Source organism: Paucihalobacter sp. (assembly GCF_036825875.1).
Classification (GTDB): Bacteria; Bacteroidota; Bacteroidia; order Flavobacteriales; family Flavobacteriaceae; genus Paucihalobacter.
The window spans coordinates 17,160-37,153 of sequence record NZ_DAISXK010000026.1 but is presented as its reverse complement, the minus strand read 5'-3'; the positions used below and the strand labels follow the sequence as shown (position 1 = coordinate 37,153).

At 35.1% G+C, this 19,994-nt stretch carries 15 protein-coding genes and 1 pseudogene; 12 read left to right on the top strand and 4 right to left on the bottom strand.

Annotated features, from left to right (window positions below):
• The 4 genes and pseudogenes from thrA to V7Z48_RS08915 form a co-directional block, all read left to right on the top strand.
• Positions 1 to 2,291, top strand: a pseudogene (thrA, locus tag V7Z48_RS08930) (bifunctional aspartate kinase/homoserine dehydrogenase I); the annotation flags it as partial.
• A gap of 59 nt (positions 2,292 to 2,350) precedes the next feature.
• Positions 2,351 to 3,283 (top strand): homoserine kinase, encoded by a 933-nt coding sequence (locus tag V7Z48_RS08925; protein WP_334113066.1) that lies wholly within the window; start codon positions 2,351 to 2,353, stop codon positions 3,281 to 3,283.
• Between the two features lie 104 nt (positions 3,284 to 3,387).
• Positions 3,388 to 4,683 (top strand): threonine synthase, encoded by a 1,296-nt coding sequence (thrC, locus tag V7Z48_RS08920; RefSeq protein WP_334113065.1) that lies wholly within the window; start codon positions 3,388 to 3,390, stop codon positions 4,681 to 4,683.
• A gap of 238 nt (positions 4,684 to 4,921) precedes the next feature.
• Positions 4,922 to 6,199, top strand: coding sequence for an NAD(P)/FAD-dependent oxidoreductase (locus V7Z48_RS08915; protein ID WP_334113064.1), 1,278 nt, complete (start codon positions 4,922 to 4,924; stop codon positions 6,197 to 6,199).
• 78 nt (positions 6,200 to 6,277) lie between these two features.
• Here the strand turns inward: V7Z48_RS08915 and V7Z48_RS08910 are convergent, their stop codons facing one another.
• Positions 6,278 to 7,753 carry an aminopeptidase P family protein gene (locus V7Z48_RS08910; protein ID WP_334113063.1) on the bottom strand — a complete coding sequence of 492 codons (1,476 nt, stop codon included), beginning with the start codon at positions 7,751 to 7,753 and terminating at the stop codon, positions 6,278 to 6,280.
• 168 nt (positions 7,754 to 7,921) lie between these two features.
• Here V7Z48_RS08910 and gcvT point away from each other — a divergent pair, with 168 nt between their 5' ends.
• The 8 genes from gcvT (at position 7,922) to V7Z48_RS08870 (ending at position 17,456) form a co-directional block, all read left to right on the top strand.
• Positions 7,922 to 9,001: a glycine cleavage system aminomethyltransferase GcvT gene (gcvT, locus tag V7Z48_RS08905; protein WP_334113061.1), complete on the top strand. Its 1,080-nt coding sequence runs from the start codon at positions 7,922 to 7,924 to the stop codon at positions 8,999 to 9,001.
• Between the two features lie 25 nt (positions 9,002 to 9,026).
• Positions 9,027 to 9,857 (top strand): sugar nucleotide-binding protein, encoded by an 831-nt coding sequence (locus tag V7Z48_RS08900; RefSeq protein WP_334113060.1) that lies wholly within the window; start codon positions 9,027 to 9,029, stop codon positions 9,855 to 9,857.
• Positions 9,858 to 9,900: 43 nt separating this feature from the next.
• Positions 9,901 to 10,191: a 4a-hydroxytetrahydrobiopterin dehydratase gene (locus tag V7Z48_RS08895; RefSeq protein WP_334113059.1), complete on the top strand. Its 291-nt coding sequence runs from the start codon at positions 9,901 to 9,903 to the stop codon at positions 10,189 to 10,191.
• Between the two features lie 57 nt (positions 10,192 to 10,248).
• Positions 10,249 to 12,306 (top strand): S41 family peptidase, encoded by a 2,058-nt coding sequence (locus tag V7Z48_RS08890; protein WP_334113058.1) that lies wholly within the window; start codon positions 10,249 to 10,251, stop codon positions 12,304 to 12,306.
• A gap of 83 nt (positions 12,307 to 12,389) precedes the next feature.
• Positions 12,390 to 13,421 carry an LIC11966 family surface protein gene (locus V7Z48_RS08885; RefSeq protein ID WP_334113057.1) on the top strand — a complete coding sequence of 344 codons (1,032 nt, stop codon included), beginning with the start codon at positions 12,390 to 12,392 and terminating at the stop codon, positions 13,419 to 13,421.
• A 73-nt stretch (positions 13,422 to 13,494) separates the two neighbouring features.
• The gene (locus V7Z48_RS08880; RefSeq protein WP_334113056.1) at positions 13,495 to 14,211 is read left to right on the top strand and encodes a YebC/PmpR family DNA-binding transcriptional regulator; all 717 of its coding nucleotides are present in this window, start codon (positions 13,495 to 13,497) and stop codon (positions 14,209 to 14,211) included.
• An 82-nt stretch (positions 14,212 to 14,293) separates the two neighbouring features.
• Positions 14,294 to 14,767 carry a nuclear transport factor 2 family protein gene (locus V7Z48_RS08875; RefSeq protein WP_334113055.1) on the top strand — a complete coding sequence of 158 codons (474 nt, stop codon included), beginning with the start codon at positions 14,294 to 14,296 and terminating at the stop codon, positions 14,765 to 14,767.
• A gap of 103 nt (positions 14,768 to 14,870) precedes the next feature.
• Positions 14,871 to 17,456 (top strand): zinc-dependent metalloprotease, encoded by a 2,586-nt coding sequence (locus tag V7Z48_RS08870; RefSeq protein WP_334113054.1) that lies wholly within the window; start codon positions 14,871 to 14,873, stop codon positions 17,454 to 17,456.
• 136 nt (positions 17,457 to 17,592) lie between these two features.
• Here the strand turns inward: V7Z48_RS08870 and V7Z48_RS08865 are convergent, their stop codons facing one another.
• Genes V7Z48_RS08865 through V7Z48_RS08855 form a run of 3 tightly spaced genes read right to left on the bottom strand, consistent with a single transcriptional unit; the run spans position 17,593 to position 19,989 of the window.
• Positions 17,593 to 18,141 (bottom strand): 1-acyl-sn-glycerol-3-phosphate acyltransferase, encoded by a 549-nt coding sequence (locus V7Z48_RS08865; RefSeq protein WP_334113053.1) that lies wholly within the window; start codon positions 18,139 to 18,141, stop codon positions 17,593 to 17,595.
• A 1-nt stretch (position 18,142) separates the two neighbouring features.
• On the bottom strand, positions 18,143 to 19,225 hold the full coding sequence (locus tag V7Z48_RS08860; RefSeq protein WP_334113052.1) for an iron-containing alcohol dehydrogenase family protein: 1,083 nt from the start codon (positions 19,223 to 19,225) through the stop codon (positions 18,143 to 18,145).
• A gap of 59 nt (positions 19,226 to 19,284) precedes the next feature.
• Positions 19,285 to 19,989 carry an HAD family hydrolase gene (locus V7Z48_RS08855; protein ID WP_334113051.1) on the bottom strand — a complete coding sequence of 235 codons (705 nt, stop codon included), beginning with the start codon at positions 19,987 to 19,989 and terminating at the stop codon, positions 19,285 to 19,287.
• Positions 19,990 to 19,994: the final 5 nt, after the last annotated feature.

Here is a 19,994-nt window from a genome sequence, read left to right as displayed (position 1 = left end):
GGAGATTAGCGCAATTAGGTGATGAATCTTACAACGAAGGGTTCGAAATAATAAAGACGTGTCACTTTCAATTGTTCTCCGAATTAAATCCAACAACTCAAAATTCACTTAACACCTATTTAGCAGAACAACTCGGCCAGTTAAAAAAATTATTAGATGGTATTTTTCTTATTAACGAATTATCACCAAAGACCTCTGATAAACTGGTCAGTTATGGTGAACTTTTATTGTCTTATATTATCACGGAAACGATGCAAAACAGAGCTATTGATGTGGTTCGAAAAAACAGTCAGGAATTAATTGTCACCAATTCTGATTTCACAAAAGCTGAAGTGAATTATGAAATAACCAACGCCAATATCCGTAACTATTTTAAAGCACCGAAGGCCATCACTATTTTACCAGGTTTTGTTTCGAAATCGGAAGATGGAGAATTTACAACGCTTGGTCGCGGTGGCTCCGATTTCACGGCTGCTATTATTGCCGCAGCATTAGAAGTAAATCAACTGGAAATTTGGACCGACGTGAGTGGTATGTTTACGGCCAACCCGAAATTGGTAAAACAGGCCTTTCCAATTGAGCGTTTATCGTATCAAGAGGCCATGGAATTATCTCATTTTGGCGCGAAAGTTTTATATCCGCCAACAGTGCAACCTGCTTTAAATTTGAATATTCCTATTCTCATAAAAAATACTTTAGATCCAGAGGCTAACGGCACACTTATTACCAATCACGTGAATAATGGTAAAAACAGCGTGAGTGGCATCAGTAATATAGATAACATAGCTTTATTAACGCTACAAGGAAATGGCATGGTGGGTATTCCAGGGTTTTCAAAGCGTTTGTTTGAAACCTTGGCACAGGAAAAAATTAATATTATTTTTATAACCCAAGCGTCTTCAGAGCATTCCATTTGTTTTGGAGTATCGACCAATGATGCTTTGCAATCTGCAAGAGCCATCAATAAAACTTTTGAGTATGAAATATCTTTGAAAAAACTAGATGCGCTTATTGTTGAAACAGGTCTTTCAATTGTAGCTTTGGTTGGTGACAATATGAAAAACCACCAAGGCATAAGTGGCAAAATGTTTAGCTCACTAGGAAAAAACAATATTAATGTAAGAGCCATTGCCCAAGGTGCATCCGAACGTAATATTTCAGCGGTTATCGCTGAAAAAGATGTTAAAAAAGCACTAAATGCACTTCACGAATCATTTTTTGAAGAAAAAACCAAACAATTAAACGTATTTATTACTGGCGTTGGAAATGTTGGTGAACGACTTATTCTTCAGATAAATCAACAGCGAAAATTTTTAAAAGATCAGCTCCACATCAATCTTAGAGTCATTGGCATATCCAATTCGAGAAAAATGTATTTTGACGAAGATGGTATCAACCTTACTAATTGGAAAACTTTACTTGAAAAAGGTCAACCCGCAACTTTAGAAGGTTTTTTACATCAAATTATTGTTATAAATAAACGCAATAGTATTTTTATTGATATTACGGCAAATCAAGCCGTGGCTGAGATGTACCCTGCTTATCTTAAACAAAGTATTGCGGTAGTGGCTTGTAATAAAATAGCCGCGTCAAGTAACTTCGAAACCTATAAAACGCTTAAAACACTATCGCGCAAATACAGCGTCCCTTATTTATTTGAAACAAATGTTGGCGCAGGATTACCAATTATTGATACATTGAATAATTTGATTGCTTCAGGCGATAAAATCACTTCTATTCAAGCCGTTTTATCTGGAAGTTTAAACTTTGTATTTAATAATTTTAATGACAGCACCAAGTTTCATGATGTTGTTAAACAGGCCCAAGCTGAAGGTTATACAGAACCAGATCCACGAATTGATTTAAGCGGTGTAGATGTAGCGCGAAAAATTCTGATTTTAGCAAGGGAAAGCGGATGCGAAATGAATATAGAAGACATCGCCAACAAATCGTTTCTAACCGAAGCAAATTTGAATAGTGACAGTGTTGATGATTTTTACACAACACTTATAAATGATGAAGCGCATTTTCAAAAATTATACCAATCGGCACAATCAAAAAATTGTCAGTTAAAATATGTAGCCGAATTTAATAATGGCAAGGCAAGTGTTGGATTAAAGGAAATTCAGCTAGGTCATCCGTTTTATAATTTGGAAGGAAAAGATAATATTGTGATGTTTTACACACATCGCTATCCAGAACAACCAATGATTATTAAAGGAGCTGGTGCTGGTGCCGATGTAACTGCATCTGGATTATTTGCGGATATTATAAGGGTTGGAAGTCGGTAATTAATCATCATGAATTAATAAAAAAACTAATACAATTAACTTAAAATCATCATTTTTTTTTGGAATTTAAAGCACAAGATATACGTATTTTTTCACCTGCAACCGTAGCTAACGTCTCATGCGGTTTTGATGTTTTAGGGTTTTGCCTAGATACCATTGGCGATGAAATGGTAGTTAATACAACACCAAAAAAAGGCATACACATTACAAAAATTGAAGGGTTTGATTTGCCTTTTGAAACCCATAAAAATGTTGCTGGTGTATCAGCTAAGGCTTTGGTAGAGTCTTTAAATTTAGACTTCGGATTTGAAATTGAAATTCATAAAAAAATCATGCCCGGAAGTGGTATCGGCAGCAGTGCCGCCAGTGCCGCTGGAAGTGTATTTGCCATTAACGAATTGCTAGGTAAACCATTCAATAAAACAGAACTCACAAAGTTTGCCATGAAAGGTGAAGCCATTGCCAGTCAAGCAGAGCATGCCGATAATCTTGCGCCAGCTATTTTTGGCGGTTTTACTCTGGTTAGAAGCTTAAAACCTTTAGAAATTTTAGAAATACCAGCCCCTGATAATTTATTTGCCACCATTATTCATCCGCAAATTGAAATCAAAACAGCTGATGCACGAGCCATGTTGCCAAAACACATTCCTATGGAAAATGCTATAGCACAATGGGCTAATCTTGGTAGTCTTATTCACGCCATGCATACAAGTGATTACGAATTATTAAAACGTTCCTTGCACGATGCTGTGGTTGAGCCTTACAGAAGTCAATTGATACCTCATTTTCATGAGGTGAAAAATACCGCTTTAAATGCTGGAGCTCTGGGCTCGGGGATTTCAGGTTCCGGTCCTTCCATTTTTGTTTTAAGTGAAGGCCTAGAAACGGCTAAAAAAGTGGAGACCGCAATTAGAAAGGTGTACAAAGCAACAACCATTGCTTATGAAACTCATGTGTCTAAAATCAATATTCAAGGCATGAAGGTTTTGTAACGATTGGGCTAAAATTATACTTTGCAAACTAAAGGTTTCGCAAAGAAGCGGAGAATTTCACAGTGAAATTCATTTAAATAAGGACAACTTTTATATAGTCGACAATGAACTACTATTCACTCAACAAACAAGCACCCATAGCAAGCTTTAAAGAAGCTGTGGTTAAAGGTCTCGCACCAGACAAAGGCTTGTATTTTCCAAAAACCATTTTGAAGTTAACTGATTCCTTTTTTCAGAAAATTGACGAGCTTTCTTACAACGAGATTGCTTTTGAGGTCATCAAACAGTTTGTTGTACCCGAAATTCCTGAGCAAGATTTAAAGCTTATCGTTGAAGAAACGCTATGTTTTGATTTTCCGATTGTGCCAATAAATAATCATATTTCTTCCTTAGAATTGTTTCATGGTCCAACAATGGCATTTAAAGATGTGGGTGCACGTTTTATGTCGCGATGCCTTGGTTATTTTAACACCGACAACACAAAAGATATTACAGTTTTGGTGGCAACTTCAGGAGATACTGGCGGTGCAGTTGCCAATGGATTCCTGGGTGTAAAAGGTGTGAAAGTGGTTATTCTTTACCCAAGCGGCAAAGTGAGTGATATTCAAGAAAAGCAATTAACCACCCAAGGGAAAAATATTAAAGCCTTGGAGGTTGATGGCGTTTTCGACGATTGTCAAGATATGGTAAAACGTGCCTTTTTAGATTCTGAAATTACTGATAAAATTCAGATTACTTCCGCAAATTCTATTAATGTGGCGCGTTGGTTGCCACAAATGTTTTATTTCTTTTTTGCTTATAAGCAACTTCATAAACAACATAAAAACATTGTTTTTTCAGTGCCTAGCGGAAATTTTGGGAATATATGTGCTGGTATGATGGCACAACAATTGGGTCTACCTATTCAGCATTTTATAGCCGCTAACAATAGCAATAAGGTTGTTACTACTTATCTTGAAACCGAACAATACCATCCCAAGCCTACCATAGCTACCATCAGTAATGCTATGGATGTTGGTAATCCGAGCAACTTTGTGCGTATTCAGGAAATTTACAAACATAATTTTGCTGATTTAAAACAAAATTTATCCTCTAAAAGTTATGGTGATAATGCAACCAGAGAAGCCTTAAAAACGCTATACTTTGATTATAGTTATATTGCAGATCCACATGGCGCTGTCGGCTATTTGGCCGCTATGGATTATTTAAAAGAATATCCTAACACCCATTGTGTGTTTCTTGAAACCGCACATCCTACTAAGTTCTTGGACGTGGTTGAAGAAACTATTAGAGAAAACATAGACTTACCGCCGCAAATAGCAAGTGTAATGGATAAAAAGAAGAAGGCAATTCAGATATCAAGTTATGATGAATTGAAGGCATTTCTATTAAGAACATAGAATGAACCTTGTTTTGGAATTTTAGTTACTATTTTTAAAGACATTAATCAGATAAGTTATCAACTTTATAAAAATTATCTGATTTAATAGTATTTAACAATAAAAGCAAAACTTTACTATCATATCCTAAAATTCAAACCATATTTCTTTACATTCCCATAAAAATTTTAATTCTTAAACCAAATTAAAATGAATCTCGCTTCACAAGAATTATCTTTGTGACTCAAATCTTTTTAAAATGGAAAACAAAAAAGTAATAGTTGTTGTAGGTGGAGGATTTGCTGGTATTGAATTAATTAAACGGTTACACAACAACAATCTTTACAAAATTATTTTAGTCGACACCAATAATTACAATTTTTTTCCGCCGCTATTGTACCAGGTTTCCGCGGGTTTTATGGAGCCATCGGCCATTAGTTATCCCTTCCGAAAAATATTAAGACATAATAAAAATGCCTTTTTTCGTCTAGGATCATTGCAAGAAGTAGTGCCTTCGGACAACAAAATTATTCTGAATAATGGAGAGCTACAGTATGACGTACTCGTGATGGCCACAGGTGTTGAAACCAACTTTTTTGGCAACAAAAACATTGAGGATAAAAGCTTGCCAATGAAAACCATAAGTGATGCTTTATCCTTAAGAAACGTGATTTTTACGCGATTAGACCGCGCTACTCGTACACAAGACATTCACAAACGTAAAAGATTATTAACCTTCGTAATTGCTGGTGCTGGTCCAACAGGTGTTGAACTTTCAGGAATTTTTGCAGAAATGCGCTCCAACATTCTTACCAAAGATTATCCTGAATTACGTGCCGACGATTTGGGAGATATTTATTTAATAGACGGGCAGGATGCAGTTTTATCTTCTATGTCAAAAAAATCGCAAGTCTATACGCATGATAAGCTTCAAAAACTTGGTGTAAACATTATTTTGAATACCTTGGTTAAAGATTTTAAGGATGAAACCGTTATACTATCAAACGGTATCGAAATTCCTACTAGAAATTTGATATGGGCAGCTGGAATTTCAGCTAAAAGGTTTGATGGTTTTTCACCTAACAATTACGGTAGAGGTAACCGCTTAAAAACCAATGCTTACAATTTGGTTGAAGGTTATGATAATATCTACGCCTTGGGCGACTGTGCCATAGTTTCAGGCGATGAAAATTTTCCAGATGGACATCCTCAACTAGCCCAAGCTGCTTTGCAACAAGCTAAACAATTAGCTGAAAATTTATTAATCAGCCCTGAATCACGGAAGCCTTTCAAATATAAAGATTTAGGCTCAATGGCTATTATCGGAAGAAATAAGGCTGTCGTAGATTTTCCAAAACATAAGTATTTTTTAAAAGGTTTCATCGCATGGCTCATTTGGATTTTTGTTCATATTATGGGATTGGTGAATTTTAGAAATAAACTCCGCACACTTTACAACTGGTTAGGATATTATATCAATAAAGACCAGTCTTTTAGAATGATTATAAAACCAAGTGAAAGAAAAGAATTTAACTGAATTCTATCTTATACCTAAGTGAAGAGTTCTAAATTTGAAACTTCCACAACTGAGTTTCCTGCTTTCGCAGGAATTTGGTTAATCCAAGTCCGGTAACACAAAACCGTCAAGCACACTTTTTTCTTTCATCAGTGCCTCTATCTCGTCAGATTTTCTCGGTGCTTCTGCTGAGAGGTTGACAGGACCGTTTTCGGTAATTAAAATATCGTCTTCGATTCTAACGGCTATACCCCACCATTTTTCGTCGCAGTCGCTTCCCTTTGGAATATAGATTCCAGGCTCAACGGTTAAAACCATATTGACTTTAAAATTTTGATACAATCCTGGATCATGAACATCCAGACCTATATGATGCGAGGTGCCATGTGGAAAATATTTACCAGCCTCACTTGCATTTTTAATAATGCCCAGTTTTACCAAACCTTCACTAATCACCTTTCGAGCAGCGCTATCAGGATTTCTGAAACTATTGCCAACTACACAGGTTGCAATACCTGCTTCTTGAGCATCGTATACCAAATCGTAAATTAATTTTTGTTCTGTCGAAAATTTACCACTCGATGGAATGGTTCTGGTAACATCGGCCGTATAACCTCGGTATTCAGCACCTAAATCCATTAATACTAAATCGCCTTCAACATTCATTTTTGAATTCTCAATATAATGCAAAACGCAACCATTATTGCCTGCTCCAACAATACTTGGATAACCCTCAAACTCACTTCCGTATTTCTTATAAACAAACTCGTGAATGCCTTGAATTTCAGTTTCGCTCATGTTTGGTTTCATGGCTTTCATCACTTCAATTTGACCTTGTGCTGAAATTCTTATGGCTTTGGTTAATAATTTTAATTCGTCATCGGTTTTAATTTCTCGTAGTGAAGCCATATAGGTACTGATGGTCCGCGTATCAATATTTGCCCGCTGGGTTATGGTTCCTTGTTGTTTTAATTCGATATTCGGGGTTTCGTTAGAAACATTGCGTTCTATGTTGAACCCAACTTGATTTTTGAAATGGGCTATTAAATTATATAAATCTGCAGGATCACGAGTATCGCGATAATCATCAAAAAAATCCTTAAACAACACCTTGTCGAAGCTCATAAAATCGATGGGATTATTCAAAAAATCTTCACCATTAAAAACCTGTTCAAAAGCCAATTGGGTTTTTGCGCCTTCAATGCCCAATCGCTCGCCTGTCCACTGCTCCATCCTTTCATTTTTCTGTTGCACATACAGCATTTCATTATAGGTTTCGCCAGAAGCGCTTGTTTGGTTCTCCGAAAAAATCAACAAGACAGCGTGTGGTTCTCGATAGCCACTTAAATAGTAAAAATCTGGATCTTGGTGGTAAATGTATTCTACATCATTGGCTCTATTTCTCACTGCATTCGCAAAAAATAAAGCCACACTATTTGCTGGCATTTTTTGACGAAGCGCGTCTCTCCTACTTTTATGAAATTCGGATGATAAATAATCGGTTGGTTTGCCATTTTGGGTAAACACGCTCGGTAATATGAATAAGAAAAAAATGACGATTAATAATTGTTTCATAAAGGTTCCTTTGTTTGATGACGAAAATTAAGAATATTATCTGCAAATGTTTTCGAAAGACAAAAAATTAACACTTTTTTATTGCTGTTTCCACCACCTTAAAACAGATTAATTTCGATACTTTTGCACTGTTTTTGGACCTTATAAAACCATAAATTTATTCAAAATATGAAAAATACCGCACTTACCGAAACTCATATAGCTTTAGGCGCCAAAATGGTACCATTTGCAGGATTCAACATGCCAGTTCAATACGAAGGCGTAAATGCAGAACACGAAACTGTGCGAAAATCGGTTGGTGTTTTTGATGTGAGTCACATGGGTGAATTTTTAATTGAAGGCCCAAAAGCTCTAGAGCTAGTCCAAAAAGTTAGCACCAACGACGCTTCATTGCTAACAGTTGGCAAAGCTCAGTATAGCTGTTTGCCAAATGATAACGGTGGTATTGTGGACGATTTAATTGTGTACCGCATTAAAGACGACACCTATTTACTTGTGGTTAACGCTAGTAATATTGAGAAAGACTGGAATTGGATCAGTTCAAAAAATGATATTGGTGCAACCATGCGGAACCTATCCGACGATTATTCATTGTTGGCCATCCAAGGACCGAAAGCTGTTGAAGCTATGCAGAGTTTGACGAGTCATGATCTATCTGCCATTAAGTTTTATCACTTTGTAATCGGAGATTTTGCAGGCATAGAACATGTAATTATTTCAGCAACAGGTTATACTGGAAGCGGCGGCTTTGAAATATATTGTAAAAACACCGAAGTAAAACAAATTTGGGATAAAGTTTTTGAAGCTGGTGCTAAATTTGGCATTAAACCAATTGGTTTGGCGGCACGTGATACCTTGCGTTTAGAAATGGGTTATAGTCTATATGGTAACGATATTGACGACAATACATCTCCGTTTGAAGCTGGCCTTGGATGGATTGTGAAATTCACTAAAGAGTTTAATAATTCAGCTAAACTTTCAAAAGAGAAAAAGGGTGTTTTAAAAAGAAAGCTCATCGCTTTTGAATTAGATGATAAAGGTGTTCCTAGAAGTGGTTACGATATTGTAGATTTAGATGGCAATTTAATAGGAAAAGTTACTTCAGGTACTATGTCGCCTTCCTTGAAAAAAGGAATCGGCTTAGGCTATGTTGCAACAGAATTCAGCAAATTTGGCGATAAAATTAATATTCAAATAAGAAAAAACGCGACACCTGCAACTGTGGTGAAACTTCCTTTCTACAAATAAATATGATTGAAGGCGGGATTGGTATATGAAGGATGATTTAATTAAACAAAGAGTTTTAGTTTTGGGAGGTAGCGGCTTTTTAGGTAACGCTATTTACAAAGAATTATCATCGTATTACAAGACTTTCGCGACCTACCGAACACCTAATTCAAACTTTGATGCTAACAACCATTTTTTTCAATATGCCATTGAAGAAGACGATATAGTTGAAATATTAAACGCTTGTAAGCCCAGCATAATCATCTCTGCTTTGCGTGGCGATTTTCATTTACAAACTATAATTCATCAGCATGTTGCCGACTATGTAGTGCTCAATAACTGCAAGTTTATATTTATATCATCGGCCAATGCTTTTGATGCCTACAGTAAATATCCAAGTTATGAATTAGACAAAACCCTAAGTCATAGTGTGTATGGACATTTCAAAATAAAAATTGAAAATATGTTGCTAAGGCTTCCAAAAAAACAAGTGGTTATTTTGCGACTGCCTATGGTATTCGGATTACAATGTCCGCGTATTCAGGAAATTAACGATTCAATAAAAAAGGAAGAAGCTATTGAAATATTTCCAAATCTGGTAATGAATGTTACTTTAGATAAAAAAGTCACTCAACAAATACATTACATTATAAACCGCAATAAGTTTGGTGTATTCCATCTTGGCAGCACCGATTTGGTGCACCACGACGATTTCATGAAAGATTTAATTGCCAGAAGATTTAAAACCACACCCAAATTTAAGCACGTTTACACAACCAACGAAGAGCGATACTTGGCTGTACTACCAAAATATAATTTATTGCCAAAACATTTACAGATTACCAGCGATAAAGTGATAGAAGAACTTACTAAGTAAATCAATTTGTGTACCTTTAAGCTAAACTTTAAATACACAAATTATGAAAAAATTAGAAGCTGATATCATTGAAAAAAAATTACTTCACTTTCCGGATTGGGAATTTATTGATAATGCAATTTATGCCGAGTTTGAATTTGAAAATTTTAAAGATTGTTTTAGCGCCATGAGCCGAATTGCTTTTGAATGTGAAGCGCTCAATCATCATCCAGACTGGAGCAACACCTATAATGTTCTTAAGATATCGCTATCTACGCATGATGCTGGTGGTGTAACCGAAAAAGATTTCGAATTAGCAGAAGCTATTGAACAAATTGTTGAGGTCGAAGAATAAAGATTTTATTAGTATCTAAAAATATATTTTTATATTTTTCGACCTGATTCAAATTAGATGAGACTATTTTTATTAGCATGGTTGTTGATAATTTCGAGCATCACGGTGTTTTCGCAATCGGAAGTTCAGTTTTGCAAGCAGCTTACAGCACTTAATAAAGTAGTTCAAACATCTCATTTCAAACCTAAGCTGTTAAACGACAGCCTTTCCAAGGGTGTTTATGATTTATTTATTGAAGCTTTAGATGTCAATAAAACCATTTTTATCAATGAAGATATTGCCCTTTTCAAAGCGGACGAATACAAAATTGATGATTATATCAATGCGAATGATTGTAGTTTTATCAGTAAATACGCAACGGTTTTACGAGAGCGTATATTGCATTCCAAAAGCATTATAGAATCTCTAAATAACGAAATCTTAGACTATTCGGGTAAGGATACTTTATACTTCTTTTCAAAAAGTAAGACTCAATATTTTGAAGACGACTTAGATATTAGAAAATATTGGAATAAGCATTTACGTTACTTAATTATCTCCGAAGCCATCGATAAAGATTCCATTTGGAGTAGTTTGGAAAAAAACTTTAGCACGATAGAAAAAGAATTAAAACCTAAAATAATTCAAAAACAGATTTGTCTTTTAGATGAATTACTTCAAAAAAATAGTGGTTTAGAAAATACAGTAAAGGAATTATTTCTAAACGCCTATACCAGTTATCAAGATCCGAATTCAACATTTTTTAATGAGGTTGATAAAAGTTTGTACGAAGCCACAGTGTCTAATAATATTTTAAGCTTCGGTATTACAACCACCAAAAATAAGGATGGTGATATTGTAATAGCCCATATTGCTCAAGGAAGTGCAGCATCTTTAAACGGTAATTTTGAAAACAATGATGTTATCAAGTCATTAACATCAAAAAAACACATATTGGAAACTTACTGTGTTTCCAATGATGATGTTGCAGCTTTTATAAATGACGAAAAAAATCAAACAGTTATTTTTAAACTTAAAAAGCAAAATGGAAGTATTCAAGAAGTTGAATTAACTAAAGGCCAATTAAAAAATGAAGAAAATACGGTAACTGGTTTTGTTCTTCAACAAGATACAAATATTGGTTATATCAGTATTCCAGGCTTTTATACGGATTTGGAATCTCCAAACGGCTTAGGTTTGGCCAATGATATAGCTAAAGAATTGTATAAATTATCTAAAGAGAATATTGACGGTCTTGTTTTAGACTTAAGATTTAATGGTGGTGGCTCGATGAAAGAAGCTGCAGATTTATCTGGAATGTTTATTAATCGCGGACCACTATCAATACTTAAATACAGCAACGGTGAGACATTTACCCTTAAAGATTTAAACCGAGGTTCACTATTTCAAAAGCCAATCGCCATTATTATTAATAACTACAGTGCTTCGGCTTCGGAATTTTTTGCAGCTGCCATGCAGGATTATAACCGCGCAGTTATAATTGGATCACCAAGTCACGGCAAGTCTAGTGCGCAAGTTATTCTGCCTTTGGATGCTCAAAACAATTTAGGTTATGTAAAATTGACCATTGAGGCTTTTTACCGCGTTACTGGTAAAAGTCATCAATCTATCGGTGTGATCCCAGATATTAATTTGCCTTCACTTTATGACAATTTTAAAACGAACGAATTGTATAACAAGTATGCCCTTTTGAACGATTCTGTGAGTGTTAATTTAAAACATTTACCACTTAAAAATCTGCCTTTATCTGCATTACAATCTAAAAGTTCCAAACGCTTAGAAACGCATAAAGGTTTTGAAATGGTTAAAAAAATGAACAAAGCCATTTTAGATAACTATATCAATCCAGACTTCAATTATGCACTTACTCTTGAAAATCTATTTCATTATTTTGAAACCTATAAAAATGAATGGCAGGAATTCACTAATGGACTTTCGGAGTTTCAGCTAGAGCTGGTAGCAAATAACAGTTCCGATACCAACGAACTATTACAATACAATGAAAATAATCGCTTGTTAAACGGTGACATATTAAAAGATATTTCGTCAGATATTTATATAGAAGAAGCCTATAATATATTGCAAGATTTAATCAATTTAAATGCAGAAAATTAATTCTTTTTACGAGTAGAAAATTAGCCTGTTAAAATTTAAACCTATAAATAACAACCAATATCACCACAATTTAAAACTTACAAATGAAAAAAAACTACACCCTTCTTTTATTGTTACTTACGTTATCGCTCACTACGCAGTCGCAAAATTTTGAAAACGCCTCACAGTATTTAGATTTTGTGTCCGAAGAACAAGAAAACATTACCAAAAACATGTGGAAATACACCAAAGCCTTAGCACATAGTAAAAGCGACCGCGCAATTGAATCCAAACGCAGTACTCTGGTTAAATCGGTAGAAAAAGCTATTGCTAAAATTGAAAAGGCTGAAGGATTTGATGGTGACGAATACAAAAATCAGGTACTAACTTATATGCGCTTAAATGAAAGTCTTTTAAAACAAGATTATGCAAAAATAATTGATTTAAAAGAAGTAGCAGAACAATCATACGATTATATGGAAGCCTATATTCTCGCTCAAGAATTAGCCGATAAAAAAATGGAAGAAGCCTATGAAGAATTTGATACCCATTTTAGAGTTTTTGCTGCTAACCACAATATAAACATCATTGAATCGGAATCGGATTTAGGTAATAAAATGAAAATTTCCAGTGAAGTTTTTAAGCATTACAACGCTTTACATCTTTTGCATTTTAAGGCAAGCATAAATGAAGCTTATTTAATGGATGCACTTGAACGTAATGACATGAGCGCCATTCAACAAAACGCCAACGCTTTAAGTGAGTCTGCCAAAGAAGGTCTTGAAATATTAAAAACCCAAGACTTATATAAAAACGACCGTTCAATAATTGATGCCACCCAACGAGCATTTGAATTTTATATTAAAGAGGCTAATGAAGAAATGCCTAAATTAATTGAATTTTTAGCTTTAAACGAAGCCTTTGAAACCATTAAAGAAACACTTGAAAAGACCCCAGAAAAAAAACGTACCAAAGCGCAGGTTGACAGTTACAATAAAAAAGTAAATGAGATTAACAAAGCCGTAAAAACTTACAATAAAACAAATGCTGATCTCAATAATAACCGTCAAAGAATTATCACAAAATTAAATATAGTAAACGAAAATTTTCTAGCAAAACACATACCTAACGATTAATAGATTATTTAAATTCGTACCGGTAAAAAAACAGTATTTCTAATAATAAATTTAGTGTAAAAAATCAATAGAAATGGGAAGAGCGTTTGAGTTTAGAAAAGCACGCAAAATGAAGCGATGGTCTGCCATGAGCAAAGCCTTTACGCGCATTGGTAAAGATATTGTAATGGCTGTAAAAGAGGGCGGCCCAGATCCGGATAGCAATTCGCGCTTACGAGCAGTCATTCAAAATGCCAAGGCGGTAAATATGCCGAAGGACAATATTGAGCGTGCCATAAAGCGTGCCTCCGATAAAAATCAAGGCGATTACAAAGAAGTTTTATTTGAAGGTTATGCACCACACGGTATTGCAATTTTAGTTGAAACCGCTACCGATAACAACACCAGAACGGTTGCCAACGTAAGAAGCTATTTTAACAAATGCGATGGAAGTTTGGGAACTTCTGGATCAGTCGTATTTATGTTTGATCATACTTGTAACTTTAGAGTAACTGCAGGAGATATAGATCCTGAAGAATTAGAATTAGAAATGATTGATTTTGGTGCTGAAGAAGTTTTTGCCGATGAAGATGGTATATTAATTTATGGACCATTCGAAAGTTTTGGCGCCATTCAAGCGGAGTTAGAACGTCGTGATATTGAAATATTATCTTCGGGTTTTGAACGTATCCCACAAATCACCAAAAAATTAAATGCCGATGAAATGGCTGATGTAGAAAAATTATTGGAGAAAATTGAAGAAGACGATGATGTGCAAAACGTATATCACACCATGGATGAAGGTGAATAAACTGTGTCTTAAATAAATGAAAATGGAGGGTTCTGCCCTCTTTTTTTTATGTCCAATTCTAAATTTATATTACCTTTATGGGATGGAGCAAGTCATTCACACTTTTTACAAGGCTTTTAGTAAGTTAGACGCTGAAACAATGGTAAGCTGTTACCATCAAAACATAAAATTTCAGGATCCAGCCTTCGGTGAACTAAATGGAGAACGCGCCAAAAATATGTGGCGAATGCTTTGCGAATCTCAAAAAAATAAAGACTTCAAAATTATATACTCTAACATTATTTCCAACGAATTTGAAGGATCTGCACATTGGGAAGCTTTTTACACCTTTAGTAAAACCGGTCGAAAAGTTCACAATTCTATTCATGCCACATTTCAATTTCAAGATAGAAAAATTATTAATCACCGAGACAAATTCATATTACAGCATTGGGCGAAACAAGCCATGGGATTTAAAGGTTGGTTGCTTGGAAACACTTACTTTTTTCAGAAAAAACTTCAAACTCAAACAAATTTAATGCTTGATAAATACATTGAAAACCACTCAGAAATTTGACTAGCATTGAGTTTTAACATTTTGTGTAAACAAAAATATCAGAATATTATTTAATTTTCAACACTATATTAATTACCAATTATTCACTTTATACTAAAATTTAATGATTTCAACAAAAACCATGTATCGCATTGCGGTAGCATCAGTTATCGTACTTATGATGGTACCACAGATTTCTTTTGCCCAAAAAAAGGATAAAAAGAAAAAAGGTAGTGAGCCAACCGAGGCGACTACAAAAAAATCTTCAGACAAATCGATAGCCGAACTTGTAAAACAAAGCAAAAAAATTGAGGGTTTATTTACTATTTATCAAGACACCGTTAGTGGTAGTTTGCAAATGGTAATTTCAGATGACCATTTCAAAACCGAGTATATTCATTTTAATCAAGTGGCCGATGGTGTTTTAGACGCAGGTGCATTCAGAGGTGCTTACAGAGGTTCAAAAGTATTTACGATTGAAAAATATTTTGACAAAATTGAATTCGTCACACAAAATACCTCTTTCTATTTTGATGAAAACAATCCAATTTCTAAAGCCAAAGATGCCAATACCAGTACTGGTATTATGGCAAGTTTAAAAATTGAAGCCCACGATAAAGAAAAGGGATTGTATCTTATAAAGGCTGATGAATTATTTACTCAGGAAACGTTGTCTCAAATAAAACCACCGCGATTTCCAGGCGCCTCGCCCATGTCATTTGCTCTTGGCAATTTAGATAAGAACAAAACAAAAGTAAACGCCATTAGAAACTATCCTAAAAATACAGATGTTGCGGTTGAATATGTCTATTCCAGCCCTTCTGTGCTCAATAATGGTTCGGACGCTGTTACCGATGGGAGAAATGTCAGTATTAAAGTTTACCACAGCCTTATAGCAATGCCAGAGAACGATTACGAACCACTTTTTGACGATCCGCGCGTTGGTTATTTTACAACACAAGTAAACGATCAAACTGCTACCAACTCAGTACCCTATAGAGATTTCGTACACCGCTGGAAATTGGTAAAACAAAATCCAGAAGCCGCTATTTCTGAACCTATTGAACCAATAGTTTGGTGGATGGAAAACACAACTCCAGTTGAGTGGCGTGAAACCATTGAAAAAGGTGTTTTAGAATGGAATATAGCCTTTGAGAAAGCTGGTTTCAACAACGCTATGATGGTTAAAATGCAACCAGACGATGCCGATTGGGATGCTGGTGATATTAGATATAACGTTTTGCGTTGGACTTCTTCACCGCAAGCACCTTTTGGTGGCTATGGTCCATCGTTTGTGAACCCTAAAACAGGACAGATTTTAGGAGCGGATATCATGCTTGAATATGTACATTTTACCAATAGAGTGTTATACGATAAATTATTCGATTTATCAGCCAGTAATAATTTTAGTGAAGAAGTTTCACTTATTGAAAACAATCAACTGCTTTGTTCTGCCGGACATATCATGCACGAAAACACCATGTTTGGTCAAGCTGTTTTAGCCGCTGCTGAAGCAAACGATCTAGAAATGGAGCGCATGAAAAAAGAAGCTATGATTGCACTCATTATGCATGAAGTTGGTCACACTTTAGGTTTAAATCACAATATGAAGGCCAGTCAGATTTATACACCTGAGCAACTGGCCGATGCTGAATTTATTAAAGGAAAAGCCCTAACTGGTTCGGTTATGGATTATGCCGATATCAACATCATCAGAGATCGCAGCAAACAAGGACAGTATTACGATACTTCAGTTGGACCATATGATATTTGGGCAATTCAGTTTGGGTATACGCCATTTGCAAGTGAAGCAGAAAAAACTGCCTTATTAAATCAATCAACCAAACCAGAATTAATTTTCGGAAATGATGCAGATGATATGCGTTCGCCAGGTAAAGCTATTGATCCAAGAGTTATGGTCGGTGATTTATCGAGCGATGCCATTGGTTATGCAACCGAACGCATTAAAATGGTTAATGAATTAATGGGTGATATTAAACCTAAGTTCACTAATGAAGGTGAATCCTATCAAGAACTAAGACGTGTTTATTATTTACTTTCTGGTCAATATGCCAACGCAACCAATGTTATTTCGAGATATATTGGTGGTGTTTATGTGGATAGAGCTATGGCTGGTCAAGAAGGCGAAACACAACCATATACGCCAGTAAGTTTGGACGACCAAAAGCGTGCTATGGCAGCTTTAAGCGAGTACGCCTTTTCACCGAATGCTTACAAAATGCCTAACGATTTATATAACTATTTGGCGATGCAACGTCGTGGATTTAATTTTATGCGTGGTTCTGAAGACCCGAAAATTCATCAGCAAGTTTTAAGTTATCAAAAAAATGTATTGAACCATTTGTTGCACCCAAATACGGTTCAGCGTATTTCTGACTCAGAATTATATGGTAACCAATATTCATTATCGGCCTTTATGACCGATTTAAATAATGCTATTTTTAAAGCTGACATTTCAGGGAATGTAAATTCATTCAGACAAAACCTACAAGTTGAATATACCAATATGCTTATTGGAACATTAGTAGGAACTCAAGCATCACGTTATACCAATGCGGCTAAATCTATGGCGCTTTACAATTTAAACGCTATTAAATCAATGGCTGCGCCATCTGGTGATGTTGCATCAAGAGCGCACAAACAGCATTTACGAACTTTAATTGACAATGCTATGAAAGAAATAAAATAGTAATAACATACATCTAATTTAAAAAGCCACAATTAAGTGGCTTTTTTTATGCGTTAATGTTTCTTTTTAGAGACTTGATTAAGGTTTACTTTATGTTTCATCAACATACTTAATAGGGCAAAAGTTATGCCAAACACTAAGAATACTCTGGTATTTTACCTTTAACTCCTTGATAAAAAGCTGCAATGAATTTAAAATCCGCTTCAGCATCATCGGTTGGATAAAATGGTTCTGACACTTTATTTTGTTTGTTTTCGAAATCTAAAGTAAACATGATAATGGGAACCTCGGCTTTTTTTGCGATGTAATAAAATCCGGTTCGCCACTTATCCACTTTTTTCCGGGTGCCTTCCGGCGCCAATGTTAATCTAAACTCATCACGCTCATTAAAAATAGCGACAATAGACCCTACCATATCAAGTCGTTCCTTTCGATTGACCGGTACACCACCAATCGATCTAAAATAATAACCAAATGGCCATTTAAACAATTCAGCTTTACCAATAAAATTAGTTTTAACGCCACAAATTTTTCTCAATAGCAATCCAATGTAGAAATCGTGCCAGCTAGTGTGTGGTGCTGCAATTATTACTGCTTTTTTTATGGTGTTTTTTGAAAAATCAGTGTTACCATTGATTTTCCAACCGAGTAATTTAAAATAGATAAATTTTGAAAGCCATCTCATTCTACATGAGTTTATAGAGAGATTTCAATTTTTCGTGGGTAATGGTTTGTTTCCATTTTTTACCAACAGCATTTTCCCATAGGGGTTCTAAACTCAATGCCACATTAATCATAATGTCGAATTCTTCATCTGTAAGGTTGGCACAAATTCCTTGTGGTAATTTTATATTGTTTAATTTTTTCATTTCTTTGAAAAGCGCCACATCATCTGGATAAAACTCTCCCAAATGGTCAAAAACAATACAATTACCAATGCCGTGTTTGGTTCCTAATAAAAAGGATAAACCGTAACTCATTGCATGTGCAACACCTACTTGAGAATAGGCTATACTCATACCGCCGTGCCATGAGGCCATCATTAACTTTTCATCTTTATCGGAGTCACTTAAGCTACTTTTGAGGAAAATTGATTTGCAAAGTTCCATTGCTTTTTCGCCATAGCTTTGGCTGAAAGCATTTAAATAAGTGCCATTTAAAGATTCCACGCAATGTATATAACAATCCATACCCGTATAAAACCATTGGTCTTTTGGTACATCTTTAGTTAGTTCGGGATCTAAAATTACTTGGTCAAACGGTGTAAAATCTGAATTGATACCTAATTTTTTTTCTGGACCTGTCAGTACTGTGGTTCTTGACACTTCAGCACCAGTGCCGGAAATGGTGGGAATACCTACGTGATAAACAGCAGGATTTTTAACCAAATCCCAGCCTTGATAATCTTTTGCTTCGCCTTCGTTAGTAAGTAAAATTGAAACCGCCTTGGAAAGATCTAAAATAGAACCACCGCCGATACCGATGATACCTGAAGGTCGTTCGTTATGTTTTAAAATAATTTGCTCGACTAACTCATCGACTTGAGAGGTTTTTGGCTCTTCTGCAGTTGAAATATAAATTAATTCATCTTTATACGATAACGGAATTCTAGAGGTTATCCATGATTTTCCCTTAAAAACATCATCCACCAAATAAATAAAAGGTGCTTTGGTATTAATACGTTTGGGCTCTATAATTTCTGATAACTGATTGAAACTTCCTCTTCCGAAGACAACCCGTGATACCATAGGATAATTCTTAAAACTCATATATTTTAGTCTGAAACAAAATTAACAACTGAGATTGAATTTTGTTGTGGTTTTTATTTTTAATTTAACAATGGAATAATGTCTTTTAGCGAATTTAGCGTTATATAAGATTTTCCGTTGGTTTCATTCGCGGTAACTTGTTCATGTAACCATGTGGTGTGAAATGGCACGTGAATAGCATTGGCTTTTAATTCTACAATCGGTAACACATCGGATTTAAGAGAGTTTCCAATCATTAAAAATTCGGATGGTTTGATGTCTAAACGATTTAATAAGCTTGAATAATTAGCTGTTTGCTTATCGCTTAATACTTCAATATGATGAAAATAATGTGATAAGTTTGATTTTTCGAGTTTTCGTTCTTGGTCTAGTAAATCACCTTTTGTTACTAAAATCAATCGATATTTATGTTCTAAATTTAACAAAACTTCTTGTACACCATCCAGTAATTCTACTGGCTTATCCAACATGTCTTTTCCTATGTTGAGGATTTTTTCAATGATGTCATTTTTCACCGTGTAATTAGAAAGTTTTAAAGCCATTTCAACCATGCTTAGCACAAATCCTTTAATACCATAACCATATAAAGGCAGATTTTGAACTTCGAGTTGAAATAGCTCTTGATCAATTTTATTTGGCGTTTCAAACTGCGACAACATGGCGGCAAACTTTTCCTCGGCTTCCCTAAAATAGGTTTCATTTACCCACAGTGTATCGTCGGCATCAAAGCCTATAACTTTAATATGTTTGTAAGATGGTTTCAAGGGCT